The sequence below is a fragment of the Streptomyces sp. NBC_00513 genome (assembly GCF_041431415.1).
Taxonomy (GTDB): domain Bacteria; phylum Actinomycetota; class Actinomycetes; order Streptomycetales; family Streptomycetaceae; genus Streptomyces.
The window spans coordinates 3787058-3812144 of the sequence record NZ_CP107845.1; the positions used below are offsets into that span (position 1 = coordinate 3787058).

The following is a 25087-nucleotide window of genomic DNA, read 5'->3' on the forward strand; positions in this document are numbered from 1 at the left end:
CCCTAGACCGTTCGAGGCCAAGGCGTTGACCAGGGGAAACGTCGTTCGCGCAGGTGGGGATCTTGGGTGGACCTCGTTCGGGACGAAGAGGTCGTGGGTTCAAATCCCGCCACCCCAACTTCGTAAGACCAGTTCAAGGGCTTGATCCGCATCGCGGGTCAGGCCCTTTCTGCGTCTCGGGGCCCCTGTGGTGGGGCCGTGCCGGTCGGTCGGCGGGCCCGTCGGGTGGATTCGGGGGAGCATGGAGGGATGGAGACGGCATCCCCGGGGGGTGTCGGTGGGCCGGGTCGGGTGGCCGCGGTCGGGGAGGGGATCGGGGCGGACGAGCTGGCGCTGGCCGCCCGCAACCACGGTCTGCCCTTGGAGGCGCTGCGCTACGAGGTGACGCCGGCCGGGTTGCACTACGTACTGGTGCACTACGACATCCCCGCGGCCGACGTGGACAGGTGGCGGTTGCGGGTCGGTGGGCGGGTGCGGAACGCGGTGGAGTGGGGGCTGGACGAGCTGCGGGCCCGGCCGGCGGTCACGCGGCGGGTGACGATGGAGTGTGCCGGGAACGGGCGGGCGCGGTTGTCGCCGAGGCCGGTGAGTCAGCCCTGGCTGGTGGAGGCGGTGGGGACGGCCGACTGGACGGGGGTGGCGCTGGGCGGGCTGCTCGCCGAGGCGGGCGTGGAGCCGGACGCGGTGGAGGCGGTGTTCACGGGCGCCGACCACGGGTTCGAGCGCGGGGTGGAGCAGGACTACCGGCGGAGTCTGCCGCTGCCGATCGACGCGGACGTGTTGGTCGCGTACGAGATGAACGGGCGGCCGCTGCCGCCGCAGCACGGGTGTCCGCTGCGACTGGTGGTGCCCGGCTGGTACGGGATGGCCCATGTGAAGTGGCTGACGGAGATCACGCTGGTCGACGTGCCGTTCACCGGGTTTCAGCAGTCCGTGGCCTACCGGTTGCGGCAGTCGCCCGAGGAGCCCGGGGAGCCCGTGACCCTGATCGAGCCGCGTGCCCTGATGGCGCCGCCGGGCTTCCCCGACTTCATGTCCCGTACCCGTGTCGTGCGGCCCGGGCCGGTGTCGTTGGCGGGCCGGGCCTGGTCGGGGTACGGGCCGGTGGTACGGGTGGAGTTCAGTGCCGACGCGGGCCTGACCTGGGTCGACGTGGAGGTGGCGGCGCCGGCCGGCGGGCGCTGCGCCTGGCAGGCCTGGCACGGGGCGTGGGAGGCGAGGCCGGGCGAACACACCCTGGTCGTACGGGCCACTGACGCGAAGGGGCGGCGGCAGCCGCTCGAACAGGCCTGGAACCGGGGCGGCTTCGGCAACAACGCGGTCCAACGGGTGGCGGTGGTGTGTGCCCCCAAGGGGTGACCCGTTCGACCGCCGGTGGTGGTGAGGGGATTCAGCGCTCCCGGTCCGGGTGGACGTCCGGGTAGGCGTCGAGTTCCGTGCGGACCAGGGCGACGAACTCCCGGGTGCGGGTGTCGACCGAGCGGTCCTCGGCCAGCCGGTGGAGGTGGTCGAGGACGGCGTCGACCGTGTCGAAGGGGCCGACGGGGCGCAGCAGCCACAGGCGGCCCCGGGGGCGGGGCGGCAGGCCGAGGTCGGCGAGGCCGGCCACTGATTCGGCGTCGAGGAGGTCCAGGTCCTCGGCCGGGAGCGGGGCGCATTCCACGCGCGTGATGTGTCCGTGGCCGTCCAGTTCGCTCTCGACGGCCCAGTGGGTGCCTCGGTCCGGGATCCAGGTGCGGGCCCGCGGGGGCCAGACGTAGGGGAGGAAGAGCCACGTCGCGGTCTCGGGTGCGGGCTCCCAGCCGAGCGTCTCCAGTTCCCGGATCTCGGGCAGTCGGTCCGGTTCCTGTTCGCTGCGTCCGGTGCGGCGCAGTGCGAGGGGGTGGGGTGATCCGGTCTCGTCCCAGGACATGCGGGCACGCTATCGGACGGGGTGGCGGATGTGCGTGACCCTGTGGGGTGCCGGCGGCTCCGGGCGTAGGGTGGGCCGTAAGTAGACGCTGTCCACATCTTGGAATCGACGATCCCATGACCCAACCGGCCACCGAACCGCCGCGCAAGCGCACCACCTACCGCCACGGCAACCTCCGCGGCGCCCTGCTCGACGCGGCTCTGGAACTGGCCCGCGAGGGCGGGCCCGACGCGGTCTCGCTGCGCGAGGTCACCCGGCGGGCCGGGGTCTCGCCCAACGCCGCGTACCGGCACTTCGCCGACCGGGGGGCGCTGGTGCACGCGGTCTCGCAGGCCGCGATGGCGCACGTCGCGCGGGCGATGGAGGCCGAGATCGACGCCCTCCCGACGGCCGGCGATCCCGCGGCGGGGGCACGGGCGCGCTTCCGGGCGGTGGGGACGGGGTACATCCGCTTCGCCGTCACCGAGCCGGGCTGGTTCCGGACGGCGTTCCACGTCCCGGCCGACATGGTCCACGCCGTCGACACGACGGCCGCCGGCGAGGGCGGGCTCACTCCCTTCGAGCTGCTCGGCACCGCCCTGGACGGGCTCGTGCACTGCGGGGTGCTGGCCGCCGAACGTCGCCCGGGCGCGGAGTTCCTCGCCTGGTCGGCGGTGCACGGCCTGGCCGCGCTGGTGGTCGACGGCCCGCTGCGCGGGGTCGCCCCGGAGCGGGTCCACGACGCGGGCCAGGACGTGATCACGATGGTGGAGCGGGGGCTCTGAGACGGCTCGGACCAGGGGCGCGGCGGCTCGGCGGCCGTGCTCGGGCCGTGCACGTCGCCGCGCCCGAGCGGCGACTCACCGGCGTCTGAAGTCCACCTCCGACGGGCCCGGTTCGCCGGGCCAGGACAGCAGGCGGGTCGGGGCGGGCGGGTTCTCGGCGAGGACGGTGCCGCGCGAGACGACGTACCGGGGTCGGACCTGGCGGCGGATCGCCTCGGTGGGCGACTCGGCGGGCAGCAGGACGAAGGAGGCCGGGGCGCCCGGGGTGATGCCGTACTCGGTCGTGGACAGGCCGAGCACCCGCGCGGCGCGTTCCGTCACCATCTCGAAGGCGCGGGGGATCTCGTCGGCCCCGGTGAGTTGGGCGGCGTACGCGCCGACGAGCGCGGTCTGGAGCGGGTTGCCGGTGCCCAGCGCGTTCCAGGGGTCCATCACGTCGTCGTGGCCGAAGGCCACGTTCACCCCGGCCGCCAGCATCTCCTTGACCTGGGTGAGGCCGCGCCGCTTGGGATAGGCGTCGAAGCGGCCCTGGAGGTTGAGGTTCGCGAACGGGTTGGAGACGAGGTTGATCCCGGCGCGGGACAGCAGCCGTTGGAGTTTGAAGCTGTACGCGCCGCCGTAGGAACCCATGGCGGTCGTGTGGGAGGCCGTCGCGCGTTCGCGCAGCCCCGTGCGCAGCGCGAGGGTGGCCAGGACCTCCACGAACCGGGACTGTTCGTCGTCGATCTCGTCGCAGTGCGCGTCGACGCGCAGGCCCTGTTCCTCGGCGAGCGCGAAGGCGATGCCGAGGGAGGCCACCCCGTCCTCACGGGTGTCCTCGAAGTGCGGGATCGCGCCGACCACGTCCGCGCCGCGCCGTACCGCCTCGCGCAGCAGCGCCTCGCCGTCGGGGAAGGAGACGATGCCCTCCTGCGGGAAGGCGACGATCTGCAGGGTCATGACGTCCCGTACCCGGTCCCGGACCTCCAGCAGCGCGTCGAGTGCGGTGAGCCCGGGGTCGGTGGTGTCGCAGTGGGTGCGTACGTGCAGCACGCCCTGGGCCGCCTGCCAGCGCAGCACCTCGGTGGCGCGGGCGATGACGTCCTCGCGGGTCAGGGTCCGTTTGCGTTCGCTCCAGCAGGCGATGCCCTCCCAGAGGGTGCCGGAGGCGTTCGGGCGCGGCTCGCCGGCGGTCAGGGCGGTGTCGAGGTGGATGTGCGGCTCGACGAAGGGGGCGGCGAGCAGGTCGCCGTGCGCCTGGATCAGGACGCCGGTGGCGGGTGGCTCCTTCTGGTCGTCGTGCGGGACGACGCGGGCGATCCGGCCGTCCTCCGCGACTTCCACGTCGCTGAGTCCGTCGCCGCCGGCGGTGTGGTGGTCGGTCAACAGCCGGGCGCCCCGGACGATCATCCGCATGGCGTCAGCGTACGACCGGGGGCGGTCGGACGGACCTCAGGCGGGCCGGGGCGGCGGGACCGGGGCGAGGCGCCGCTCCACCGCCGCTCCACCGCCGCCCGAACGCCGACGGCCCGCGGTTTCCGGTGGGAAACCGCGGGCCGGTGACGGGGTGACGGCGGCGGAGCGGCGCCGTGAACGACGCCGAGTGGCCGCTCAGCCGCGCTTGGCCTGGGCTTTCTGCTGCATGCCCCGGGTCTTCGCGGAGATCGACTGCACATCCCTGACCGCGGCCTTGGCGCGGGCCTCGGCCGCCGTGTTCTTCGCCATCGCGCGCTCGGAATCCTGGTGGCCGTGATGTCCGCCGCGAGCCTTCTTGGCCATGACACTCCTCCTCGGAGCACGGAAAGACGTACGTACTCCACTGTCCCTCCGCTGTGCCGGGGAGGCATCCGCAGGGCCCGTCACCCGTTCGGTGGGCTCAGCCGCCGCGCTGCGATCCGAACGACGGGGGCTTCATTCCCCGCGAACGGCGCGCGTCCTCGTCCATCGCCCGGGCCTGGGCCTCGGCGATGTCCTCGATCCTGCCCTTGCTCTGCTGGTCCGAGCTCTTCGACATCCGCGAACGCGAGGAGCCGCTGTCGCCCGACATGTCGGACTGCTCCTTGGGCTGCTTCGCCATGATCGTTCCTCCTTGAGGACGGCGGGTGGGATCCCCGCCCACGCTGCCGCCTTCCGGCCGCCGGGACCATCCGACAGCGCCGATCGGGTTACATGGGGGGCATGACTGACGCAGACGCCTTCGCAGACACGCCCGCCATGCCCGACTGGGAGAAGCGCTTCCGGGCCCCGCGCGTCGGGCTGCCCGAGTGGGCCGAGGACGCCCCGGACCGTTCCCTGTTCGTCTCCAACGCGACCGGGACCTACGAGCTGTACGCCTGGGACCGCGCCACCGACACCCGGCGTCAGGCCACGGACCGTCCGAACGGCACCACCGACGGCACCCTCTCCCCCGACGGCGAGTGGATCTGGTGGTTCTCCGACACCGACGGTGACGAGTTCGGCACCTGGGTCCGCCAGCCGTTCGCGGGCGGCCCCGACACGCCGGCCACGCCCGGTCTGGAGCCCTCGTACCCCGCCGGACTCGCCATCGGGCGGGACGGGACCGCGGTCGTCGGCCGGTCCACCGACGAGGAGGGCACCACCGTCCACGTCGTCCGGCCGGGCGGCGGCGCGCCGGCCGTGATCTACCGGCACCACGAGTCCGCCGGCGTGGGCGACCTGTCCCGCGACGGGACCCTGCTGGTCATCGAGCACACCGAGCACGGCGACGCGATGCACTCGGCGCTGCGCGTCGTCACCCTCGACGGCGCCGCGGTCGCGGAGCTCGACGACTCCAAGGGCGGCACGGTGGAGCTGGGGCTGGGCGTGCTCGGCTTCGCCCCGGTCGCCGGCGACACCCGGCTGCTCGTCGCCCACCAGCGGCGCGGCCGCTGGGAGCCGATGATCTGGGACGTGGCCACGGGTACCGAGACCGAGCTGGGGATCGAGCTGCCGGGCGACGTGGCCGCCGAGTGGTACCCGGACGGTTCGGCCCTGCTGGTGTCGCACGACTTCGAGGCGCGCGGCGAGCTGTGGCGCTACGACCTGGCCTCGCGGTCCCTCGCCGCGGTGGAGACTCCCCCCGGCTCGGTGTCCGGTGCGACGGCCCGCCCGGACGGGTCGGTGGAGTACCAGTGGTCCTCGGCGGCCGAACCGGCGACCGTGCGGTCCACCGCGGGGGGCGTCGTACTGGACCCGCCCGGTTTCCGGCCGCCGGGCTCGGTGCCGGTGGAGGACGTGTGGGTGGAGGGTCCGGGTGGCCGGATCCACGCGCTCGCGCAGCGGCCGACGGGCCGCGGGGACGGCCCCTTCCCGACGATCTTCGAGATCCACGGCGGCCCCACCCACCACGACAGCGACTCCTTCCTGGCGACCCCGGCGGCCTGGCTCGACCACGGCTTCGCGGTGGTCCGGGTCAACTACCGCGGTTCGACGGGCTACGGGCGCGAGTGGACCGACGCCCTCAAGCACCGGGTCGGTCTGATCGAGCTGGAGGACATCGCGGCCGTCCGGGAGTGGGCCGTGGAGTCCGGTCTCGCGGATCCGGCGCGGCTGGTGCTGTCCGGCGGCTCGTGGGGCGGGTACCTGACGCTGCTGGGCCTGGGGACCCAGCCGGACGCCTGGGCCGTGGGGCTGGCGGCGGTGCCGGTCGCGGACTACGTGACGGCGTACCACGACGAGATGGAGGCGCTGAAGTCCCTGGACCGCACCCTCTTCGGCGGCACGCCGGAGGAGGTCCCGGACCGTTTCGAGGCGTCCTCCCCGCTGACGTACGTGGACTCGGTGAAGGCGCCCGTGCACATCGCGGCGGGTCTCAACGACCCGCGCTGCCCGATCCGGCAGATCGAGAACTACGTGGACCGCCTCGCGGCGCGCGGGGCGGTGCACGAGGTGTACCGGTACGACGCCGGGCACGGTTCGCTGGTCGTGGAGGAGCGGATCAAGCAGGTGCGGATGGATCTGGAGTTCGCGCTGAAGCACCTTCCGGCCTGACCCGGCAGCCGATGACCGGTGCACCCCCCGTACCGTGGTGGGGTGCACCGGTTTCTCCTGACCCCGCGCTGGTGGGGGATCAACGTCTTCGTCGCGCTCGGCGTCCCCTTCTGCCTGTTCATGGGGACCTGGCAGCTCGGCCGGTTCGAGGACCGCGTCGACACCCATCGGGAGGCGTCCTCCGCACGGCCCGCCGAGCGGGCGGCCGCGCCGCTGGACTCGCTGCTGCCGGTGGACACCGGGACCTCCGGCCGGCCGGCCTCGGTGTCGGGTGTGTACGGGCGGCAGTTGCTCGTCCCGGAACGGCAGCTCGACGGGAAGTCCGGCTTCTACGTCCTGACCCTGCTGAAGACCGACTCCGGCAAGGCCGTCCCCGTGGTCCGGGGCTGGCTCCCGGGCACCGCGGACCCGGCGAAGGCGCCGGCCGCGCCGGGCGGGCGGGTCGAGGTGACCGGGGCGCTCCAGGCGTCGGAGAACTCCGGGACCAAGGGCGTGTACTCCCAGGGCGGTCTGCCGGCCGGTCAGCTCGGGGTGATCGGTGCGGCGACGCTCGTCAACATGGTGCAGGAGCCGCTGTACGACGCCTGGCTGACGGTGCAGACCCCGTCGGACGGGATGGTCGCGGTGCCCGCGAAGGCGCCGACCAACACCGGGCTGGACCTCAAGGCCTTCCAGAACCTCGGTTACACCGGCGAGTGGTTCGTCTTCGCCGCGTTCGTGCTCTTCATGTGGTTCCGGCTCTACCGGCGCGAGGTGGAGACCCTGCGGGACACGGAGGCGGGCCTGCTGCCGGCGGAGCCGGTCGCCGCGGATCCGGCCCCCGCCGCTACCGCGTCGACGCCCCCAGCGCGATAGCGCCCGTCCGGTAGACCGTCCCGCCGCAGGCGTCGGGGATCGTCGTCTGCGTGGTCGGAGCCCCCGCCTCGGGGGTGTGGGACACGGCCACGCCCGCCGGGTCCGCGCCGGCGCCGCCGTTCACCGGGTCCGAGGCCGCCGCCCCGTCGGCGCCGGCGCCCTGGGTGCCGGCCGGCGGCTCGCCCGTACCGCCCGCCGGGGGCCTGCCCGTGGGTCCGGCGGATGCCGCCGGACAGGACTGGGCCGAGGGCACCCAGGCGAACCGCACCTCGTACGCGGCGTTCGGTTCGAGGACCACCGAGGCGGACTCGACGGCCGGATCGGGCAGCAGTTCGCTCGCCGGGTCCCCGGCGGTGTGGCTGAGCACGGTGACCCCGGAGCCCTGCGCGGGCGGGGCCGACCTCGCCACGGAGGCGGCGGTGACGGTGTCCGGGCCGGTGACCGTGCAGTCCCGGCCGGAGACGTTGGTGACCTTGAAACTGCCGTACACCTTGCCGTCGGCCCGGGGGGCGCGGGCGCTGCCCAGCACCCCCAGCTGGTCGGCGGAGCAGCCGGGCACCGCGCCGGCCGCGCCCACCGGGGGCCGCGGGGTGATGTCCGAACCGCTCGCGGCGCCGGCGGAGGCCGTGCCGGACGGGCCTGCCACGACGCTGTCCGAGGGGGAGCCGCTCGGCCTCGGGGACGGTGTGCCGCCGGCGGTCTGGCCGGCCCCCGGATGGAAGGTGGGCTGGGCGGCGGACTTGCCCGAGCCGTTCTGGTGCGGGTCGGAGGTGCCCCCGTTGGCGCCGTCCTGCTGTTGCCCGTGTCCGGCCATGGTGGAGTGGTCCGTGGCGGAGCCCTGGGCTCCGGTCAGGTGCAGGGCGGTCGGGACGGCCGCCCCGGCGAGTACGGCCGCGGCGGCGGCGCAGACGAGGACCTGCCGTTTGCGGGCCCGGCGCGCGGGGACGGCGTACCGCAGTCGCTCCAGCGCTCCCTCGGACGGCTCCAGGCTTTGGACGGCTCCGCTCAGCAGGCTTCGCAGCGCCTGTTCGTCGGCGCCTTCGGCGTCGTTCTTCCGGTCGTCCATCATGACTGCGCAGCCTCCATCGCCACCCGCAGCGCGGCAATGCCCCGCGATCCGTACGCCTTCACCGAGCCGAGCGATATGCCGAGCGTCTCGGCGACCTGAACCTCCGTCATGTCCGCGAAGTAGCGCAGCACGAGCACCTCGCGCTGGCGTCGTTGGAGTCCCCGCATGGACTTGATCAGGTCGTCCCGTTCCAGTTGGTCGTAGGCGCCCTCTTCCGCGCTGGCCATGTCCGGCATCGGCTTGGACAGCAGCTTCAGGCCGAGGATGCGGCGGCGCAGCGCGGAACGGGAGAGGTTGACGACGGTCTGGCGCAGGTAGGCCAGGGTCTTGTCGCGGTCCCGGACCCGGTTGCGGGCCGAGTGGACGCGGATGAAGGCCTCTTGGACCACGTCCTCGCAGGAGGCGGTGTCGTCGAGGAGCAGTGCGGCCAGGCCCAGGAGGGAGCGGTAGTGGGCCTGGTACGTCTCGGTGAGGTGGTCCACCGTGGTGCCGGCCACGACCACCTTCTCGGTGTCCGTGCCCGCGGCGTCCGGGTCCGCCGGGCCGATCCGCGCGGTGTCCGGCTCGACCGCGTTCGGGGCGCCCTTGTTCGCGGTGTCGTCGGCGGTGTCGCTCCCGGGGGCGCCTGCGCTATCCCGGGGTGAGGGCACGCGGCCGCCCCGGGTCGGTACGACGGACGGCGTGGGCGTCGCCGCGCCCACCGGCGGAACGGGCACGATCACAGGAAGGCCGCCGGGCACGTCCGATCGCCGGCGCGGGGGAATGATCCCGGTACGCACCGGTATGACGGTGAAGTCGAGCAATGCCTCTGCCACGCCAGTTGGACACGCGTCCCCCCGTCAGGGTTGTACGCGCGAGCCAGAGTTTCCGGCAATATCCCCATTGCGCTCATGCGTACCCGCTCTTCCCGGTTGCCCCATTTATCCAGGCGGCAGTCGGGCCATCACCTTGATCAAGGGATCGACACCGATCCTACAAAGCGAATTACGCAAATTCACCCGCAATCAGTTCCGAGATCTGCGTCGCATTCAGGGCCGCACCTTTGCGGAGATTGTCCGCACAAACGAAGAACTCCAGGGCCCGCGGGTCGTCGAGCGAGGCCCGCACCCGTCCCACCCAGGCCGGATCCGTGCCGGCCGCGTCCACGGGAGTGGGGAACTCCCCTGCGGCGGGCTCGTCCACCAGGACCACCCCGGGCGCCGCCTCCAGGATCTCCCGCGCGTGCGCGGCGTCCACCTCGCGCTCGAACCGGGCCCGCACCGACAGGGAGTGCCCGGTCACCACCGGGACCTGTACGCAGGTCACCGCGATCGGCAGGTCGGCGAGGTCGAGGATCCGCCGGGTCTCCGCCCGTACGGCCAGCTCGTGCGAGGACCAACCGTCCTCGCGCAGCTCACCGGACCAGGGCACCACGTTCAGGGCGAGCGGGGCCGCGAAGGGGCCGGTGTCCTCGCCCACGGCACGGCGCACGTCCCCGGGCTGTTCCCCCAGGGAGGTCCCCGCCACCAGCGACACCTGGCGGCGCAACGCCTCGGATCCGCCCCGGCCCGCGGCGCTCGCGGCCTGGTACGAGGAGACGACCAGGTCGGCCAGCCCGTACTCGGCGTGCAGCGCGCCCAGCGCGGCGATCATCGAGGCGGTCACGCAGTCCGGGCCCGCCACGATGCCGCGCGGCCGCATCCGTACGGCGTGGCCGTTCACCTCGGGCACCACCAGCGGCACCTCGGGGTCGTCCCGGAAGGCGGGCGACTGGTCCACGGCCACCGCGCCGCGCGTGGTGACGACGGGCGCCCAGCGCGCCGACACGTGGGCCGGGGTCAGGAAGATCACGACGTCGCCCGGGCCGAGGCCGTCGAAGGCGTCCTCGGTGAGGGCGAGCACCTCGATCTCCTCCCCGCGCACGGCCAGCACACGGCCGGCCGAGCGGTGGGAGGCGATCAGGCGGATGTCGCCCCAGACGTCGGCCCGCTGGGACAGGATCCCGAGCAGGACCGAACCGACCGCTCCGGTCGCCCCGACCACGGCGAGTGCCGGTGCCGGGGTCGACCGGATCGGCGTCATCGTCCGGTGCCCCCGTAGATGACGGCCTCGTCGCTGTCGGAGTCGAGACCGAAGGCCGTGTGCACGGCGCGGACGGCCTCGTTGACGTCGTCCTGGCGGGTGACGACCGAGATGCGGATCTCCGAGGTGGAGATCAGCTCGATGTTCACGCCCGCGTCGGACAGGGCCTGGAAGAACGAGGCGGTGACGCCCGGGTTGGTCTTCATGCCCGCGCCGACCAGGGAGATCTTGCCGATCTGGTCGTCGTAGCGCAGGGACTCGAAGCCGATCGCGCCCTTCGCCTTCTCCAGGGCGTCGATGGCCTTGTGGCCCTCGGTCTTGGGGAGGGTGAAGGAGATGTCCGTCAGGCCCGTGGAGGCGGCGGACACGTTCTGCACGATCATGTCGATGTTGATCTCGGCGTCCGCGATGGCGCGGAAGATCGCCGCGGCCTCGCCCGGCTTGTCCGGAACGCCTACGACCGTGATCTTGGCTTCGGAGACGTCATGAGCGACTCCGGAGATGATGGCGTGCTCCACCGGCTCGTCCCCTTGCGGATTCTCGTTGCTGACCCAGGTGCCCGGCAGTCCGGAGAAGGACGACCGGACGTGGATCGGGATGTCGTAGCGGCGTGCGTACTCGACGCAGCGGTGCAGCAGCACCTTGGAACCGGAGGCCGCCAGCTCCAGCATGTCCTCGGAGGAGATCCAGTCGATCTTCCTGGCCTTCTTCACGACGCGGGGGTCCGCGGTGAAGACGCCGTCGACATCGGTGTAGATCTCGCAGACCTCGGCGTCGAGCGCCGCGGCGAGCGCCACGGCGGTCGTGTCCGAGCCGCCCCGTCCGAGGGTGGTGATGTCCTTGCTGTCCGCCGACACGCCCTGGAAACCGGCGACGATGGCGATGTTGCCCTCGTCCAGCGCGGTGCGGATACGACCCGGCGTGACATCGATGATGCGTGCTTTGTTGTGCACCGAGTCGGTGATGACACCTGCCTGGCTGCCCGTGAACGACTGGGCCTCGTGGCCCAGGTTTTTGATCGCCATGGCCAGTAGGGCCATGGAGATCCGCTCTCCGGCGGTCAGCAGCATGTCGAATTCGCGGCCGGCAGGCATCGGGGACACCTGCTCGGCGAGATCGATCAGCTCGTCCGTCGTGTCGCCCATCGCGGAAACCACGACGACCACCTGGTGGCCGTTCTTCTTGGCATCCACGATTCGCTTGGCGACACGCTTGATGCCTTCGGCATCCGCTACGGAGGAACCTCCGTACTTCTGCACGACAAGGCCCACGTGCGCTCCTCGCTCAGTCCGTCTCATTGCTGGTGCAGTCTAACGAGCGGCCGCGATCCGACCGCTTCGTACCACATCATGAGACTAAACGATCAAAGAATGGGTTCGCTCGCGCCGCGGGCCCGCTTGCCGCCCAGACCCAGCGGACCTGCGATTTCCTCGACCATCACCCGCCCCGCCTGCTCCGCGAGATCCTCCTCGGTCAGGTCCTCGTCGGTGTCCAGACCGTCGAGCTCCTCCAGCGGCTGGTCCAGCCGTACGTGGGCCACGAGCGACTGGAGCGCGCGCAGGGTCGCCGAGGCCGTCGAGCCCCAGTTGGAGAAGTACGAGAACTGCCACCACCACAGCGCCTCGGTCGTCCGGCCCGCCCGGTAGTGCGCCAACCCGTGCCGCAGGTCGGCGACCACGTCCGCCAGGTCGTCGGAGATCCGGTGCGCGACCGGGGCCTTGCGCGGCTCGTACGGGTCGAAGACCTCGGAGTACACGTCGACCGGGTCCAGCATGTACGCGAACCGCTCGCGCAGCTCGTCCACGTCCGGCTCCGGCCCGAGGTCCGGCTCGTAACGCTCGTCGGGCAGGACGTCCTGGTACGCGCCCAGCCTGCCGCCCGCCAGCAGCAGCTGCGAAACCTCCAGGAGGAGGAAGGGCACGGCGCTGTCCGGGTCCTCGCCCTTGGCCACCTCGGTGACCGCGACGATGAAGGACTCGATCTGGTCCGCGATCTGGACCGCGAAGTCGTCCGGATCCTGACCCAGGGCGTGCAGCGTTGCGTCAGACATCGAGAAGTCGCCTTCCTTCAAAGGCCCGCCCCAGCGTGACCTCGTCCGCGTACTCCAGATCTCCCCCGACGGGGAGCCCGCTGGCCAGGCGGGTGACCTTCAGGCCCATGGGCTTGATCATGCGGGCGAGGTAGGTGGCGGTCGCCTCGCCCTCCAGGTTCGGGTCCGTGGCCAGGATCAGCTCGGTCACCGTGCCGTCCGCCAGGCGCGTCAGCAGCTCACGGATCCGCAGGTCGTCCGGACCGACGCCCTCGATCGGGCTGATCGCCCCGCCGAGTACGTGGTACTTGCCCCGGAACTCGCGGGTCCGCTCGACCGCGACGACGTCCTTGGGCTCCTCCACGACACAGATGACCGTCGTGTCGCGGCGGGGGTCACGGCAGATCCCGCACCGCTCCTCCTGCGCCACGTTCCCGCACACCGCACAGAAGCGGACCTTGTCCTTCACTTCGAGCAGCGCGTGCGCGAGGCGACGGACGTCGGTGGGTTCCGCCTGCAGGATGTGGAAGGCGATCCGCTGCGCGCTCTTGGGCCCGACGCCGGGCAGCCTGCCCAGTTCGTCGATCAGGTCCTGGACCACGCCTTCGTACAACGGACTGCCTTCTTTCGCTGTGGGGTTTCACGGTCCGGCCGCGAGGGCCGGAAAGGGTCTAGAACGGCAGGCCCGGAATGCCGCCGCCGCCCAGACCCGCGGTCAGGGGGCCCAGTTTCTCCTGCTGGAGCGCCTGGGCGTTCTCGTTGGCCGCCTGGACCGCCGCGACCACCAGGTCGGCGAGGGTCTCGGTGTCCGAGGGGTCCACGGCCTTCGGGTCGATCACGAGCGCGCGCAGCTCACCGGAACCGTTGACGGTGGCCTTCACCAGGCCACCGCCCGCCTGTCCCTCGACCTCTGCCTCGGCCAGCGCCTCCTGGGCCGCGGCGAGGTCCTGCTGCATCTTCTGGGCCTGCTGGAGCAGCTGCTGCATGTCGGGCTGGCCACCACCGGAAATCACAGGGCACTCACTCCACACCTTGGGAACGCTTGGTCAATCCGAGCCTACGTGCTCCCCGCGCGGCGCGCCCTACGCCGTGAGGACCAACTCTTTCGAGTGAGAGACGGGGGGCGCGCGTACCTGATGGAGACCTCCTTGCGAGCGGAAAACCCGGGATTCGTCGTCCATCGCGTGTCATTCGAAGGTAGGAAGAGCATGCGCACCATTGCGCACACGCGCACCACGACACGTCAGCGCAGGCAGAGGGAGTGCCCGGTGAGTCAGCCGGAGATGCAGCCCGAGGGGCCACCCCGGGATCCCGCAGAGGACGGCGACCTGACCGGGCGACCGTTCCCTCTCGGGGACTGGGGCGAGCCCGCCGAGCGGCTCGACGAGCTCTACCGACGGGTCGAGGCGGATGCGCTGCGCACCGCCGAGTGGTATCTGGCCGACCGGGCGTGGAAGCGGCGGGGTGCCCGTGCCCTGCGGGCCGGCGCCGCGGCGGGAGCCGTGACGGGTGCCGCCATGCCACTGCTGGAGCTGACGGGCTCGGCGCCGGGCGCGTCCTCGTACGGGTACCTGTGCCTGCTGCTGGCCGCCGCCTGCCTGGCCTGCGACCGGTTCTTCGGTCTGACCTCGGGGTGGATGCGGGACGTCGCCACGGCCCAGGCCGTGCAGCGGCGACTCCAGGCGCTGCAGTTCGACTGGGCCTCGGAGAACGTGCGGGAGGTGCTGGGCCCCACGGAGGGCACGGCGAGCGAGGCGGCGGAGCGGTGCCTGACGGTGCTGCGGCGCTTCTCGGAGGACGTCACGGATCTGGTCCGCTCGGAGACGGCGGACTGGATGGTGGAGTTCCGGGCCGGACCGGCGCCGCTGGTGATGCAGTCCCTGACCACGTCCCCGGCCCGTACCGACCCGGGCGTCCCGGCCGCTCGGTTCCCGCTCCCGCCGGGCACCCGCCCGAACATGCCCCGCCAGCGGCCGCCGGAGCAGCCCCGCTGAGAACGGGGGCCCGCCCCGGCGGACGGGTCGAGTCGGGTCGGGTCGGGTCGGGTCGGGTCGGGTCGGGTCGGGTCGGGACAACCACAGGTCACTGGCCGCCCGGTCGCGCCGGTCGCCGGTCACGGGTCACTGACCGCCGGTCGCCGGTCGCCGGTCGCCGGTCAGCTGAAGATGATCATCGAGCCCTGGCCCAGGCTGCGCGTCGCCGCCGCGTGCAACCCCAGCCACACGTGTCGCTCCCGCGCGAACGGACTGTCGTCGTACGGGATCGGCCCGGCGGGCTCCTCCAGGGACGTCGGCCGCCCCGGCGGAGCGGGCGCCGCCGGCGGGTTCCCCGGGTCTATCCCGATCGCGGGAGCGACCAGGGCCAGCTCCCGCAGCAGCCCCTGGGCGGATCCCAGCGGGCCGCCCCCGGCCAGCAGCTCCTCGTTGGCCAGCGGAGCCGCGAAGTCCACCGGCACGTACGCACCCGCGTGGTCGTAGTGCCACACCAGGTGCGACTGCTGCGCCGTCGACTCGAACATCTCCAGGAGTTGCTCGTAGTCCCCGCCCAGCTCGTCCACCGGGGTCACCGGCAGTCCGCAGATCTGGAGCAGGTACGCCCTCCGCAGGAAGTGCAGGGCGTCGTAGTCGAAACCGGCCACCGGCGCGACGTCGCCGGAGAGCCCCGGCATGTACGCGAACACGGGCACGGACGGAAGTCCCGCCGCGCCCAACGCCTTGTCGTACGAGGCGATCTCTTCCGCGAAGGGGTTGTCGGGGCTGTGGCACAGCACGTCGACAAGGGGAACCAGCCACAGGTCACAGGCCACTCGGGCTCCGATCAGTCGTTGCCGCCGATTCCGCCAGCGTAGTGCGCCGGACACGCTCAGCGAAGGGGTCCGCAGAACCTGCGGCCTCCGCCGACCCTCGACCGGGCCCGGGCGCCGGGCCCGGCGCGCCCGGCGCGGCCACGGTCCGGCGGGGGCGGCTACAGTCCGGCCGCCCAGTCCAGGCCGTGTTGGTTGTACGCGTGCACGAGTCGGCGCACCTCCGTCGCGTCCGCCCGCGTGACCGCCTCCACCAGTTCGCGGTGGCCGTCCCACAGGGCGCTGCGCATGTCCGGCGCGCCTTGGAGGTGGGGGACGGAGAAGACCCAGCACTGCACGCGTATCCGGTGCAGGAACTCGGATATGTAGGTGTTGCCGACCAGCCCGCTCAACTCCCGCCAGAAGCGCAGGTCGTAGCCGATCAGCACTTCGAGCGAACCGCTCTGCGCGGCCCGTCGCGCCTCTTCGCCCCGGCGTCGCACGGAGACGAGCATCTCGCCCGCCCCGGGTCCGGTGCCGCGTTCGACGAGCCGGCGGAATATCCCGTCCACGATCAGCATCCGGGCCTCGATCATGCCCCGGAAGTCGTCGACGGAGTAGGTCCGGACCCGGAACCCCCGGTGTTGCACGGACTCCAACAGCCCCTGCGCCGAGAGGTCGACGAGCGCCTCGCGCACCGGGGTCGCGGAGACCTCGTACTGCTCGGCGATCTGCTTGACCGTGAACTCGGTCCCCGGGGGCAGGCGGCCCGCCAGCACCTCGTCACGCAGCGCGTCCGCGATCTGCCGGCGAAGTGTGTTGCGGGTGACAGCTCCGCTGCCTGGCATAGGGGTCCGTCTCCTCCGTAGAACTTCGGACACCTTAGGCCAGGCAGCGCGGCCGAAACCGAACGGTTTGTGGCCGGTATACGGATATGACGCCCGATATCCGGACGACCTCCGTCCGCATCCCTACGCGTCGACCGTGTGCCGGTCGGCCACCTCCAGCGCCGCGTCCAGCAGGGCCAGACCCTCCTTGGCCTCGGTTTCCGTGATCGTGCACGGAGGCACGACATGTGTCCGGTTCATGTTGACAAAAGGCCACAGACCGGACGCCTTGCAGGCGGCCGCGAACTCGGCCATCGGCGCGTTGTCCGCACCGGCCGCGTTGTACGGAACCAGCGGCTCCCGCGTCGACTTGTCCCGTACGAGCTCCAGCGCCCAGAACGCGCCCAGCCCCCGGACCTCCCCGACCGAGGGGTGCCGCTCGGCCATCTCGGCGAGCGCCGGTCCGATCACCCGCTCCCCGATCCGGGCGGCGTTCCCGACGACGTCCTCCTCCTCCATCGCGTTGATCGTCGCGACGGCGGCGGCGCAGGCCAGGGGGTGGCCGGAGTACGTCAGGCCGCCCGGGTAGGGGCGCGTGGCGAAAGTCTCGGCGATGGCGGCCGAGATGGCCACGCCACCGAGCGGCACGTAGCCGCTGTTCACGCCCTTGGCGAAGGTGATCAGGTCGGGGGTGACGTCCCAGTGGTCGGCGGCGAACCACTTGCCGGTCCTGCCGAAGCCCGACATGACCTCGTCGAGGATGAAGACGATGCCGTTGCGGTCGCAGAGCTCGCGGACGCCGGCCAGGTACCCCGGCGGCGGGGTCATGATCCCGGCGGTGCCGGGGACGCTCTCCAGGATGATCGCGGCGATGGTCGCCGGGCCCTCGAAGGCGATGGTGTCGGCGAGGTGGGTCAGGGCGCGGGCGCACTCCTCGGCCTCGGTGGTGGCGTGGAAGGGCGAGCGGTAGAGGAACGGACCCCAGAAGTGCACGACGCCGGCCGCGGCGGTGTCCGAGGGCCAGCGGCGCGGGTCGCCGGTGAGGTTGATCGCGGCGGCCGTGGCCCCGTGGTAGGAGCGGTAGGTGGACAGCACCTTCTGACGGCCGGTGTGCAGCCGGGCCATGCGTACGGCGTTCTCCACGGCCTCGGCGCCGCCGTTGGTGAAGAAGATCTTGTCGAGGTCGCCGGGGGTCCGCTCGGCGATGAGGCGTGCGGCCTCGGAGCGGACGTCGACGGCGAAGCCGGGCGCGAGGGTGCAGAGCCGGGCGGCCTGCTCCTGGATCGCGGCGACGACCTTGGGGTGCTGGTGGCCGATGTTGGTGTTCACCAGTTGGGAGGAGAAGTCGAGGAAGCGGTTGCCGTCGTAGTCCCAGAAGTACGACCCCTCGGCCCCGGCAATGGCGAGCGGGTCGATCAGGGCCTGGGCGGACCAGGAGTGGAAGACGTGGGCGCGGTCGGCGGCCTTGACGGAGGCGCCGGTGACATGAGGGGTCATGCGTTCACGCTAGAAGTGCGCAGGTGGGGAGGGATATCGGCGGACTGTATGGGGGTGGGGGTCGCCCCTCGGCAGTCTGTCTGCACCGGACCGGGACCCATTGACAGCATGCTGTCGTCATGACAGGATTCTGTCGTGGCGAGGGGGTGACGGTCGAAGAGCGACCACCCGCCCTCGGGTGACGGACCGCCCGCCCTCGGGTAACGGACCATCCGCCCTCGGGTGACGGACCACCCGCCCTCGCACCGCAGGACATCGAGCACCTCGTACAGGCACGCACACCCACACACGGAGGCGAGCACCATGAGCGAGACCCCGCGCAAGCCCGTCCACCTCGCGGTCTACGACACGTACGCGGACTGGGAGACCGGCCACACCACCGCGCACCTCACCCAGCGCGGCCACGAGGTCCGCACGGTCGGCGCCACAGCCGACACTCCGGTCACCACCATGGGCGGCCTCCGCGTCCTGCCCGATCAGGCCCTCGCCGACCTGCGCCCCGAGGACTCCTCCCTGCTCATCCTCACGGGGGCGGCGCTCTGGGACACCGGGGACGAGCTGGCGCCGTTCGCGGCGAAGGCCCGCGAGTTCCTGGCGGCCGGGGTCCCGGTCGCGGCGATCTGCGGAGCCACTGCGGGCCTCGCCCGGGTCGGCCTGCTGGACGGCCGCCCGCACACCAGCGGAGCCGCCGAGTACCTGGGGGCGCAGCCCGGGTACGGGGGCGGCGCGAACTACGTCGAGGCCGACGCGGTCACGGACGGCGACCTGATCACGGCGGGCCCGACCGAGCCGGTGGCATTCGCCCGCGAGGTGTTCGCCCGGCTGGACGTGTACAAGCCCGATGTACTGGACGCCTGGTACCGGCTCTTCCACGACTCGGACGCGAGCGCGTTCCCGGTTCTGATGGCGGCGGCGGAAGCCGGCGATGCCTGAGTCGGCGCGCGGGCGGGAGTCGGTGCCCGGGCAGGAGTCGGTGCCCGGGCAGGAGGAGGCGGCAGTGGACGGGGCCGGGGCGGCGGCCGAGGGGCTTTCCGGGCGCGCCCGGCAGGACCTGCTGAGCCGTACGGCGCTCGGGGTGTTCCGGCTGAACGGCCAGTTCCTCGCCGTCTCGGAGGAACTGGCCCGCCCGGCCGGCTTGACCGCGGCCCGCTGGCAGGTCCTGGGCGCGGTGCTCCGGGAGCCACTGCCCGTCGCGGGCATCGCCCGGACCATGGGCATCACCCGCCAGAGCGTCCAGCGCGTCGCGGACCTGTTGGCGGCGGGCGGCCTCGCGGAATACGTCCCCAACCCGGCCCACCGGCGGGCGAAGTTGCTGCGTCCGACGGAGGCCGGTCGGGCCGCCATCGCGCGCATCGCCCCGGGCCACGCCACCCTGGCCGCCCGACTCGCCGCCGAACTGGGCGAGTCCGCCTTCGCGGAGACGGCCCGCGTCCTCGAACGCCTGGCGGCGGCCCTGGACACCCTCGGCGATCCCGCGGACGGGGAGGCCGGGTTCGAGGAATCCGGGACCGGGGACGCCGGGATCGGGGAATCCGAGGACGGGGATGTCTCGGTCCGGGATGTCTCTGTTGGGGATGTCACGCCGGGGGGCGCCGCGCCGGGGGATGCCGCGCCGAGAGGTGCCGCGCCGGGGGGCGCCGCCGGCCCGTCCTGACCGTGCCCGGCGGTGGGGCCGCGCCCCGCGGCCCCACAAACGGAATCCCGGGACCGGGAACCGCGGAACGCCGCAACCACGGCCCGCCCGGACACCGTCCCTCCCCACGCGGAGCACACCGCGCCACGCTCGGCCCGTCCGGCCACCCCCCGTGGGAGGGACCACCCGGCATGGAACCACTCGACCCCGCCGACCCCCACCGCATCGGCCCCTACCGTCTGCTCTCCCGGCTCGGCGCCGGCGGCACGGGTCAGGTCTACCTCGCCCGTTCCGACCGCGGTCGCACCGTCGCGGTCAAGCTCGTCCATCCCGACCTCGCCCTCCGCGAGGAGTTCCGCGTCAGGTTCCGGCAGGAGGTCGCCGCCGCCCGCCGTGTCGGCGGCGACTGGACCGCTCCCGTCCTCGACGCCGACACGGAGGCCCGGGTGCCCTGGTTCGCCACCGGCCACGTCGCCGGCCCCAGCCTGCGCCGGGCCGTGGCCCGGGACTTCGGGCCGCTGCCGGCTCGTACCGTACGGATCCTCGCGACCGGCCTCGCGTACGCCCTCCGGGACATCCACCGCGCCGGGCTGATCCACCGCGACCTGAACCCCTCCAACGTGCTGCTCACGCTCGACGGCCCCCGCGTCATCGGCATCGGCATCGCCCGGGCGCCGCACGATCCGGATGCCCCGGACGGCCCGGACGCCTCCGATCAAGGTCTCACCCGGCCGGGGGTCCTCGTCGGCTCCCCCGGCTTCATGGCTCCCGAACAGGTGCGCGGCGAGCCGGTCACGCCGGCCTGTGACGTGTTCCGCCTGGGCGCGGTCCTGGCGTACGCGGCCACCGGCCGACTGCCCTTCGGGGACACGCAACAGCCCGGCGGCGCGGCCGGGTTACTCCTGCGCGTCGCCGAAGCGGAAGCCGACCTGGCCGGCGTGACCGCCGATCTGCTCGACCTCGTACGGGCCTGCCTGCTCAAGGATCCGGCCGCGCGGCCGACGTCCGCGGAAGTGTCGGCCCGGGTCGGCGCCGGGGACACCGTGGCCGACGGGCGGGCCCTGGAGCCGTGGCTGCCGACGCCCTTGGTGGCGTTGCTCGGCCGGCACGCGGTGGCGCTCCTCGACCGCGAGGACGCCGGCCCGGACCGACCGCCACCCCCGAGGCCCGCACACCCGCCGGCGTACGGGGCGGGCGAGGGGGCGGTCCATGCGGCCGGTGAGGGGGCGCGCGACGGGGCAGGCGAGCGGGCGCACGATGGGGCGGCGGACTTCGGGGCGTCGGGGTTCGGGGCGGCGGGGTTCGGGGCGGCGCCCGGGCCGGTGCTCCCGCCGACGCTGGGGGCGGTGTACGGAGCGGCGTACGGGCCCGTACCCGGGCAGTCCCCGGCGCCGCCGCCCAGGCCGCACCGCGCGCCCGGGGCCCGACCGCGCCGCGCCTCGACGGCCTTCCTGGCGGCGGTGGCGGCGGTCGTCGCCGTCGCGTCGGGGGCCACGGTTCACACGGTGATGAGCGCGGATCCCGGGGCTGTTTCGCCCGTCGCCCGACCGGTGGCGAGCGGTGCCGGCGCCGCGCCGTCCGCGGCCGCCGCCCCGAGGACCGGCACCGCGGATACCGGCACCGCGGATACCGGCGCCGGCGCGGACACCGACACTGCGGGCACCGACACTGCGGGCACCGACACTGCGGGCACCGAGACTGCGGGCACCGGCAGTGCCGCGGCCGGACCCGCGACGGCGGCGCTGCCCGATTCCTACGCCGGCGCCTGGCGGGCGACGTCCGGGACCGCAACCTGGCACCTCACCCTGACCCCCGGCGCGGTCGGCGACCCCGTCATGAACCTCCGGGTCGAGGACCCGGGCTACTCCTGCACTTGGCGGGCCACCCTCCTCGGCGGTGGCGACGCGGTGGAACTGGCCGCCTCGACCGTCACCTCCGGAGCCCCTGCGACCTGCGCCCCCGGCGGGGTCAGTCGGCTCCGGTTGCTGCCCGACGGAAGCCTTCGGCGTGAGTTGACGGGGTCCGCGATCCCCCCTCTCAGGTATGAGAGGGGGTAGGCGCGGGCGTTTGTGTCGAAGTCAATAACCTTGCAGGCAGTGCTTGTTACGCGCGTCAACGTCATCGCAAACTGCCGCACATGGAGCCGTTGAGCGTGGTGGCACGACTGTGGGAGCGGATCGAGGCACGCGACTGGGACGGCGTCGCCGAGTTGATCGCCGAGGACGCGGTCATCGAGTGGCCGGTCAGCGGCGAGCGCATCGTGGGTCGGGCCAACTTCATCGCCGTCCTGAGCGACGACGCCGACACCGACGAGGCCTCCGTGGAGGTCCTGCGCATCCTCGCCGACGGGGACCTCGTCGTCAGCGAGGTGGAGATACCCCAGGACCATGTCGTCTACCGGGCCGTGTCCCTGTGGACCGTCCGGGACGGTGAGGTCGTGGGCGCCAGGGAGTACTGGACCAGCCCCGGACAGGATCCCGCACCACGTTGGCGGGCGGGCTACGTGGAACCCCTGGTGGCGGACTGAACCGCGGGATCGTGACCGCCCCGCGTCCCCGGCCGGCTCCCCCGACCGTGTCCGCCCTGCGCCCCCCGACCGTGTCCGTCCTGCGCCCCCGACCGGCTCCCCCGACCGCGCCGCCCGCCTCGCTGCTGTCCCCTCGCCCGTCTCGCCGCCCGCCTCGCCGCCCGTCTCCTCCCGGCTTACCGGTCAGGCCTGTTCGGACGCCCCGGGCTGCTGCCCGGTCCGACCGAGCAGGCCGTCCAACTCCTCGCCGATCGCGGCCCGCAGCGCGTCGTGGCGGGGTGCCAGGGCGTGGCGGTCGCCGCGCCAGAACTCCTCGTCCTCGTAGAGCCAGACGGGCAGTCGGACGATGTCTGCGGCTTCCCAGTCGTAGCGGGGCCAGATGTGGGCGTGGAGGTACGGGTCGGTGTTGCCCAGGATCTCGATGTTGACGCGGCGGAAGGCCGGATCGAGGCGCGCGCAGGCGCGTTCGACGGCCTCGGCGAGCCGCTCCAGGTCGGTGAGGTAGGCGATCCGGCGTGCCGGGGGCAGGTCCGAGAGCCGGGTCACGGCCGGGTCGTCGGTCAGCAGAACCGCGTATCCGGGCAGGAACTGCCGGTCCCCGACGACCGCGAAGCCGGAGTCGAGGCGGCGGAGCACGGTGGGGTTCTCGCCCCGGTGCGCGCTGCCGATGCGGTCCTTGCGCCAGTCGTCATTGATCATCCCCGGACCCTAACGAACGTGCCCGGTGGGCGGTTTGTCGGGAGTATGTGTCATCGGATCGGCGGGCGGGGTCTGATCCGTGGTCTGATCCGTGGCTCGGAGGTAGCCCCCGTCATACCTGAGAGCCACTCACCAAAGGGGCTCCGCAGCGTGACGCCGACCACGGGGCCCGATTCCTAACTTCGGAACCAGAAGAACGCACCCCTCTCTGGACCTCCGGACCGAAGGAACCCACGCCATGAGCATCGGCAGCCGTACGAGCCGCACCCTGCTGGCCGGCCTGATCGTCGCGGCCGTGGTGTTCCCGCTGTCGGCGGCCGCCACGCCCGCCGTGCCCGCCCCGAATCCGGTGGCCTTCTCCGACGGCACCGCGGCCGGGATCCGCTACACCGCCAACCAGGGCAATCTCGCGGAGGCGGCCCGGATGGCACAGGACGCGGGCCGCGGCGGCCGGGCGGCGAAGCTCCGGGCCATGGCGGCGCCTTCGGGCGGGGCCCGGTTCCTGAGCTTCGACGGGCGGGGGAAGGGGCGCGTCGTCGAGGTGTTCGGCGATGTGGAGACCGCGGACCGGGTGGCCGTGCTGGTACCCGGTTCCGACACCACCCTGGACACCTATCAGAGGTTCCGTGCCGGGGCCGTCGCCCTTCAGCAGCGCCTCCTGGCCGAGCATCCTCGCTCCGCCGTGGTCGCCTGGCTCGGGTACGAGACCCCCGGCACGGTCAGCACCACGGTCCTGACCACCGGTCGCGCCGACGAGGGCGCCAGCGAACTGGGCCGCTTTCTGAATGAGTTGCGGGGCTTCACCCGGCCCGCCGCCCGGATATCGCTCCTGTGCCACTCCTACGGCTCCGTGGTCTGCGCCCGCACCACGACCGGCCCCGAGGTCACCGACACCGTTCTGTACGGCAGCCCGGGGACGGGGGTGGGGTCGGTCTCCGAGCTGCCGACCACCGCGCGCGTCTGGGTCGGGCGCGGCAGCGACGACTGGGTGGCCCATGTGCCCCATGTGCGGCTCGGCTCCATGGGATTCGGCACCGACCCGGTGGATCCCGCCTTCGGCGCCCTGGCCTTCGAGGCGGGTGACGCCGGGCACAGCGACTACCTGCGGCCCGGTACCGAGTCCCTCGACGGCCTGGCCCGCATCGTCGTGGGCTCCGCGGACACCACCCCTGTCGTCACCGCTGCCGCCGCTTCCGATGTCCTCGTGCGGCCGAACTCCTCGGAGGTCTCCCATGCGTAAGCGTCCCGACCGCTGGTCCGATCTCGCGGACCGCCTCCACGCCGCCACCCCGGCCTCCCGGGATCGCTCCATTGACGCCCTGCGCGCCCTCGCCATCCTCGGTGTGGTGCTGGGCCACTGGCTGGTCACCGCTATGACCACGGCCAACGGCGGTCTGAGCACGACAAGCCCGCTGGCCCACATGAGCGTGCTGGCTCCGGTTTCCTGGGTGTTCCAGACCCTGGCCGTCTTCTTCCTGGTCGGCGGTCATGTCGCGGCCCAGGGGTACGCGTCGGCGCGGTCGCGCGGAGTCTCGTACGGGGCGTGGATCGGTCAGCGGCTGCGCCGGTTGTTCCGGCCGGTGGCGGCGGTCGTCACCCTGTGGGCGATCACGGCGGGTGGGATGCTGCTCGGTGGAGTGGACTTCGACACCGTCAGGTCGCTGGTGAAGCTGGTCCTGTCGCCGCTCTGGTTCCTGCTGGTGTTCGCCGCGCTCACCGCCGCGACCCCGCTCGTGGCCCGACTGGGCCCGTTGTGGCCGGCGGCGGTGGTGGCGGGTGTGGATGTCTGGCGGTTCGGCTTCGCGGGTCCCGAGTGGATCGGCTGGGTCAATGTCGCCGCCGGCTGGCTCGTCCCGTACACGCTGGGGGCCGCCTGGTCCCGGGGGGCCTTCGCCCGCCGGACCCCGGCCCTCCTCCTGCTGGTGGGCGGCGCGCTCGCCACCACCGCACTGATCCTCTGGGGCGGGTACCCGGCGTCCATGGTGGGCGTCCCCGGCGCCGAGATCTCGAACCTCAACCCTCCGACCATCGCGGCCGTCGCCTTCGGTGTGGCCCAGTGCGGGTTGGCCCTCCTGGTCCGCGACCGGCTCGCCCGAGCCATGCGGCGGCCCCGGGCCTGGGCGAAGGTGGCGCTGGTGAACCTGTCCGCGATGACCGTCTTCCTCTGGCACCAGACCGCGATGATGGCCGTCACCGCTCTCGGCCTCCTGGTCGCCGTCGATGTGCCGGGTCTGCACACCGTTCCCGACTCCCCCGTCTGGATAGCGGCTCGTCTGCTGTGGCTGCCGGTGTTCGCGGCCGCCCTGATGGTGTGCTGGGCCGCGTTCCGGACGTACGAACAGGGAAAGCCCGCTCGTGGTGGTCGCGTCGTCCGCGTCGGCTCCGACTCCCGGGATCCGCAGCCGGCATCCGAGAGGGAGACCGCCCATGCCTAGGGTGGACGACGTGGAAGAGCAGAGAGAA

General features: G+C 72.8%; 25 protein-coding genes and 1 pseudogene. 11 read left to right on the forward strand and 15 right to left on the reverse strand.

Annotated elements, in window-relative coordinates; all coding sequences use genetic code 11:
• The first annotated feature begins 249 nt into the window (after window positions 1-249).
• Entirely contained in the window at window positions 250-1359 is a 1110-nt protein-coding gene (locus tag OHA84_RS17435) for a sulfite oxidase (protein WP_266970890.1), read from the forward strand.
• Window positions 1360-1390: 31 nt separating this feature from the next.
• Here the strand turns inward: OHA84_RS17435 and OHA84_RS17440 are convergent, their stop codons facing one another.
• Window positions 1391-1912, reverse strand: a complete 522-nt coding sequence (locus OHA84_RS17440; RefSeq protein WP_053676931.1) for a DUF5956 family protein — start codon at window positions 1910-1912, stop codon at window positions 1391-1393.
• A 116-nt stretch (window positions 1913-2028) separates the two neighbouring features.
• Between OHA84_RS17440 and OHA84_RS17445 the strand changes: the two genes are divergently transcribed.
• Entirely contained in the window at window positions 2029-2676 is a 648-nt protein-coding gene (locus tag OHA84_RS17445; protein WP_266970888.1) for a TetR/AcrR family transcriptional regulator, read from the forward strand.
• Between the two features lie 75 nt (window positions 2677-2751).
• Here the strand turns inward: OHA84_RS17445 and codA are convergent, their stop codons facing one another.
• From codA to OHA84_RS17460, 3 genes are all read right to left on the reverse strand, one after another.
• Window positions 2752-4071, reverse strand: coding sequence for a cytosine deaminase (codA, locus tag OHA84_RS17450; protein WP_266970886.1), 1320 nt, complete (start codon window positions 4069-4071; stop codon window positions 2752-2754).
• A gap of 195 nt (window positions 4072-4266) precedes the next feature.
• Window positions 4267-4434 (reverse strand): hypothetical protein, encoded by a 168-nt coding sequence (locus OHA84_RS17455; RefSeq protein ID WP_159041327.1) that lies wholly within the window; start codon window positions 4432-4434, stop codon window positions 4267-4269.
• 97 nt (window positions 4435-4531) lie between these two features.
• Window positions 4532-4732, reverse strand: a complete 201-nt coding sequence (locus OHA84_RS17460; RefSeq protein ID WP_266970883.1) for a hypothetical protein — start codon at window positions 4730-4732, stop codon at window positions 4532-4534.
• 92 nt (window positions 4733-4824) lie between these two features.
• On the opposite strand from OHA84_RS17460, the gene OHA84_RS17465 reads away from it, so the two are divergent.
• Together OHA84_RS17465 and OHA84_RS17470 are read left to right on the forward strand one after the other, a co-directional pair.
• The gene (locus OHA84_RS17465; protein ID WP_053676934.1) at window positions 4825-6645 is read left to right on the forward strand and encodes a prolyl oligopeptidase family serine peptidase; all 1821 of its coding nucleotides are present in this window, start codon (window positions 4825-4827) and stop codon (window positions 6643-6645) included.
• A 42-nt stretch (window positions 6646-6687) separates the two neighbouring features.
• A complete protein-coding gene (locus OHA84_RS17470) occupies window positions 6688-7500 on the forward strand; it encodes an SURF1 family protein (RefSeq protein WP_266970880.1) in 813 nt (270 codons plus the stop codon).
• On the opposite strand, the gene OHA84_RS17475 is transcribed toward OHA84_RS17470, so the two are convergent.
• The 7 genes from OHA84_RS17475 to OHA84_RS17505 form a co-directional block, all read right to left on the reverse strand.
• Window positions 7472-8569 carry a hypothetical protein gene (locus OHA84_RS17475; protein ID WP_266970878.1) on the reverse strand — a complete coding sequence of 366 codons (1098 nt, stop codon included), beginning with the start codon at window positions 8567-8569 and terminating at the stop codon, window positions 7472-7474. The two genes, OHA84_RS17470 and OHA84_RS17475, sit on opposite strands and share 29 nt — an antisense overlap.
• Window positions 8566-9117, reverse strand: a complete 552-nt coding sequence (locus OHA84_RS17480; protein ID WP_053676978.1) for a SigE family RNA polymerase sigma factor — start codon at window positions 9115-9117, stop codon at window positions 8566-8568. The genes OHA84_RS17475 and OHA84_RS17480 overlap by 4 nt, the downstream gene beginning before the upstream one ends.
• A gap of 436 nt (window positions 9118-9553) precedes the next feature.
• Window positions 9554-10630 (reverse strand): aspartate-semialdehyde dehydrogenase, encoded by a 1077-nt coding sequence (locus tag OHA84_RS17485; protein WP_266970874.1) that lies wholly within the window; start codon window positions 10628-10630, stop codon window positions 9554-9556.
• Window positions 10627-11901 (reverse strand): aspartate kinase, encoded by a 1275-nt coding sequence (locus tag OHA84_RS17490; RefSeq protein WP_053676938.1) that lies wholly within the window; start codon window positions 11899-11901, stop codon window positions 10627-10629. The genes OHA84_RS17485 and OHA84_RS17490 overlap by 4 nt, the downstream gene beginning before the upstream one ends.
• Before the next feature lie 92 nt (window positions 11902-11993).
• The gene (locus tag OHA84_RS17495; RefSeq protein WP_053676939.1) at window positions 11994-12680 is read right to left on the reverse strand and encodes a DUF5063 domain-containing protein; all 687 of its coding nucleotides are present in this window, start codon (window positions 12678-12680) and stop codon (window positions 11994-11996) included.
• On the reverse strand, window positions 12673-13272 hold the full coding sequence (gene recR / locus OHA84_RS17500; RefSeq protein WP_053676940.1) for a recombination mediator RecR: 600 nt from the start codon (window positions 13270-13272) through the stop codon (window positions 12673-12675). The genes OHA84_RS17495 and recR overlap by 8 nt, the downstream gene beginning before the upstream one ends.
• Before the next feature lie 58 nt (window positions 13273-13330).
• Window positions 13331-13672 carry a YbaB/EbfC family nucleoid-associated protein gene (locus OHA84_RS17505; protein ID WP_266970871.1) on the reverse strand — a complete coding sequence of 114 codons (342 nt, stop codon included), beginning with the start codon at window positions 13670-13672 and terminating at the stop codon, window positions 13331-13333.
• 255 nt (window positions 13673-13927) lie between these two features.
• On the opposite strand from OHA84_RS17505, the gene OHA84_RS17510 reads away from it, so the two are divergent.
• Entirely contained in the window at window positions 13928-14653 is a 726-nt protein-coding gene (locus OHA84_RS17510) for an SLATT domain-containing protein (protein ID WP_199826477.1), read from the forward strand.
• A gap of 161 nt (window positions 14654-14814) precedes the next feature.
• Here OHA84_RS17510 and OHA84_RS17515 read toward each other — a convergent pair whose 3' ends face one another.
• The 3 genes from OHA84_RS17515 to OHA84_RS17525 all read right to left on the reverse strand — a co-directional run bounded on the left by OHA84_RS17515 (window position 14815) and on the right by OHA84_RS17525 (window position 17765).
• A complete protein-coding gene (locus OHA84_RS17515; RefSeq protein ID WP_053676943.1) occupies window positions 14815-15465 on the reverse strand; it encodes a hypothetical protein in 651 nt (216 codons plus the stop codon).
• Window positions 15466-15623: 158 nt separating this feature from the next.
• Window positions 15624-16289 (reverse strand): GntR family transcriptional regulator, encoded by a 666-nt coding sequence (locus OHA84_RS17520; RefSeq protein WP_053676944.1) that lies wholly within the window; start codon window positions 16287-16289, stop codon window positions 15624-15626.
• Between the two features lie 123 nt (window positions 16290-16412).
• Window positions 16413-17765: an aspartate aminotransferase family protein gene (locus OHA84_RS17525; RefSeq protein ID WP_266970869.1), complete on the reverse strand. Its 1353-nt coding sequence runs from the start codon at window positions 17763-17765 to the stop codon at window positions 16413-16415.
• Between the two features lie 303 nt (window positions 17766-18068).
• On the opposite strand from OHA84_RS17525, the gene OHA84_RS17530 reads away from it, so the two are divergent.
• From OHA84_RS17530 to OHA84_RS17545, 4 genes and pseudogenes are all read left to right on the forward strand, one after another.
• The gene (locus OHA84_RS17530) at window positions 18069-18698 is read left to right on the forward strand and encodes a DJ-1/PfpI family protein (protein ID WP_266948296.1); all 630 of its coding nucleotides are present in this window, start codon (window positions 18069-18071) and stop codon (window positions 18696-18698) included.
• A pseudogene (locus OHA84_RS17535) lies at window positions 18691-19239 on the forward strand (MarR family winged helix-turn-helix transcriptional regulator); the annotation flags it as partial. The gene OHA84_RS17530 and the pseudogene OHA84_RS17535, both read left to right, overlap by 8 nt.
• A gap of 350 nt (window positions 19240-19589) precedes the next feature.
• On the forward strand, window positions 19590-21455 hold the full coding sequence (locus OHA84_RS17540) for a serine/threonine-protein kinase (protein ID WP_266970867.1): 1866 nt from the start codon (window positions 19590-19592) through the stop codon (window positions 21453-21455).
• Window positions 21456-21535: 80 nt separating this feature from the next.
• Window positions 21536-21925: a nuclear transport factor 2 family protein gene (locus OHA84_RS17545; protein WP_053676948.1), complete on the forward strand. Its 390-nt coding sequence runs from the start codon at window positions 21536-21538 to the stop codon at window positions 21923-21925.
• Between the two features lie 183 nt (window positions 21926-22108).
• Here the strand turns inward: OHA84_RS17545 and OHA84_RS17550 are convergent, their stop codons facing one another.
• A complete protein-coding gene (locus OHA84_RS17550; protein ID WP_371591403.1) occupies window positions 22109-22624 on the reverse strand; it encodes an HIT family protein in 516 nt (171 codons plus the stop codon).
• Between the two features lie 238 nt (window positions 22625-22862).
• Here OHA84_RS17550 and OHA84_RS17555 point away from each other — a divergent pair, with 238 nt between their 5' ends.
• A complete protein-coding gene (locus OHA84_RS17555) occupies window positions 22863-23864 on the forward strand; it encodes an alpha/beta hydrolase (RefSeq protein WP_266970866.1) in 1002 nt (333 codons plus the stop codon).
• Window positions 23857-25059, forward strand: a complete 1203-nt coding sequence (locus tag OHA84_RS17560) for an acyltransferase (protein ID WP_266970864.1) — start codon at window positions 23857-23859, stop codon at window positions 25057-25059. The genes OHA84_RS17555 and OHA84_RS17560 overlap by 8 nt, the downstream gene beginning before the upstream one ends.
• Window positions 25060-25087: the final 28 nt, after the last annotated feature.

Bases quoted from the DNA above. Each gene is read 5' to 3' on its own strand.
- OHA84_RS17560 (WP_266970864.1), top strand. From the start codon at position 23,857: ATGCGTAAGCGTCCCGACCGCTGGTCCGATCTCGCGGACCGCCTCCAC.
- OHA84_RS17440 (WP_053676931.1), bottom strand. From the start codon at position 1,912: ATGTCCTGGGACGAGACCGGATCACCCCACCCCCTCGCACTGCGCCGC.
- OHA84_RS17435 (WP_266970890.1), top strand. From the start codon at position 250: ATGGAGACGGCATCCCCGGGGGGTGTCGGTGGGCCGGGTCGGGTGGCC.
- OHA84_RS17475 (WP_266970878.1), bottom strand. From the start codon at position 8,569: ATGATGGACGACCGGAAGAACGACGCCGAAGGCGCCGACGAACAGGCG.
- OHA84_RS17485 (WP_266970874.1), bottom strand. From the start codon at position 10,630: ATGACGCCGATCCGGTCGACCCCGGCACCGGCACTCGCCGTGGTCGGG.
- OHA84_RS17550 (WP_371591403.1), bottom strand. From the start codon at position 22,624: ATGATCAATGACGACTGGCGCAAGGACCGCATCGGCAGCGCGCACCGG.
- OHA84_RS17530 (WP_266948296.1), top strand. From the start codon at position 18,069: ATGAGCGAGACCCCGCGCAAGCCCGTCCACCTCGCGGTCTACGACACG.
- OHA84_RS17555 (WP_266970866.1), top strand. From the start codon at position 22,863: ATGAGCATCGGCAGCCGTACGAGCCGCACCCTGCTGGCCGGCCTGATC.
- OHA84_RS17445 (WP_266970888.1), top strand. From the start codon at position 2,029: ATGACCCAACCGGCCACCGAACCGCCGCGCAAGCGCACCACCTACCGC.
- OHA84_RS17525 (WP_266970869.1), bottom strand. From the start codon at position 17,765: ATGACCCCTCATGTCACCGGCGCCTCCGTCAAGGCCGCCGACCGCGCC.
- OHA84_RS17520 (WP_053676944.1), bottom strand. From the start codon at position 16,289: ATGCCAGGCAGCGGAGCTGTCACCCGCAACACACTTCGCCGGCAGATC.
- OHA84_RS17460 (WP_266970883.1), bottom strand. From the start codon at position 4,732: ATGGCGAAGCAGCCCAAGGAGCAGTCCGACATGTCGGGCGACAGCGGC.
- OHA84_RS17545 (WP_053676948.1), top strand. From the start codon at position 21,536: ATGGAGCCGTTGAGCGTGGTGGCACGACTGTGGGAGCGGATCGAGGCA.
- OHA84_RS17540 (WP_266970867.1), top strand. From the start codon at position 19,590: ATGGAACCACTCGACCCCGCCGACCCCCACCGCATCGGCCCCTACCGT.
- codA (WP_266970886.1), bottom strand. From the start codon at position 4,071: ATGCGGATGATCGTCCGGGGCGCCCGGCTGTTGACCGACCACCACACC.
- OHA84_RS17455 (WP_159041327.1), bottom strand. From the start codon at position 4,434: ATGGCCAAGAAGGCTCGCGGCGGACATCACGGCCACCAGGATTCCGAG.
- OHA84_RS17465 (WP_053676934.1), top strand. From the start codon at position 4,825: ATGGGGGGCATGACTGACGCAGACGCCTTCGCAGACACGCCCGCCATG.
- OHA84_RS17495 (WP_053676939.1), bottom strand. From the start codon at position 12,680: ATGTCTGACGCAACGCTGCACGCCCTGGGTCAGGATCCGGACGACTTC.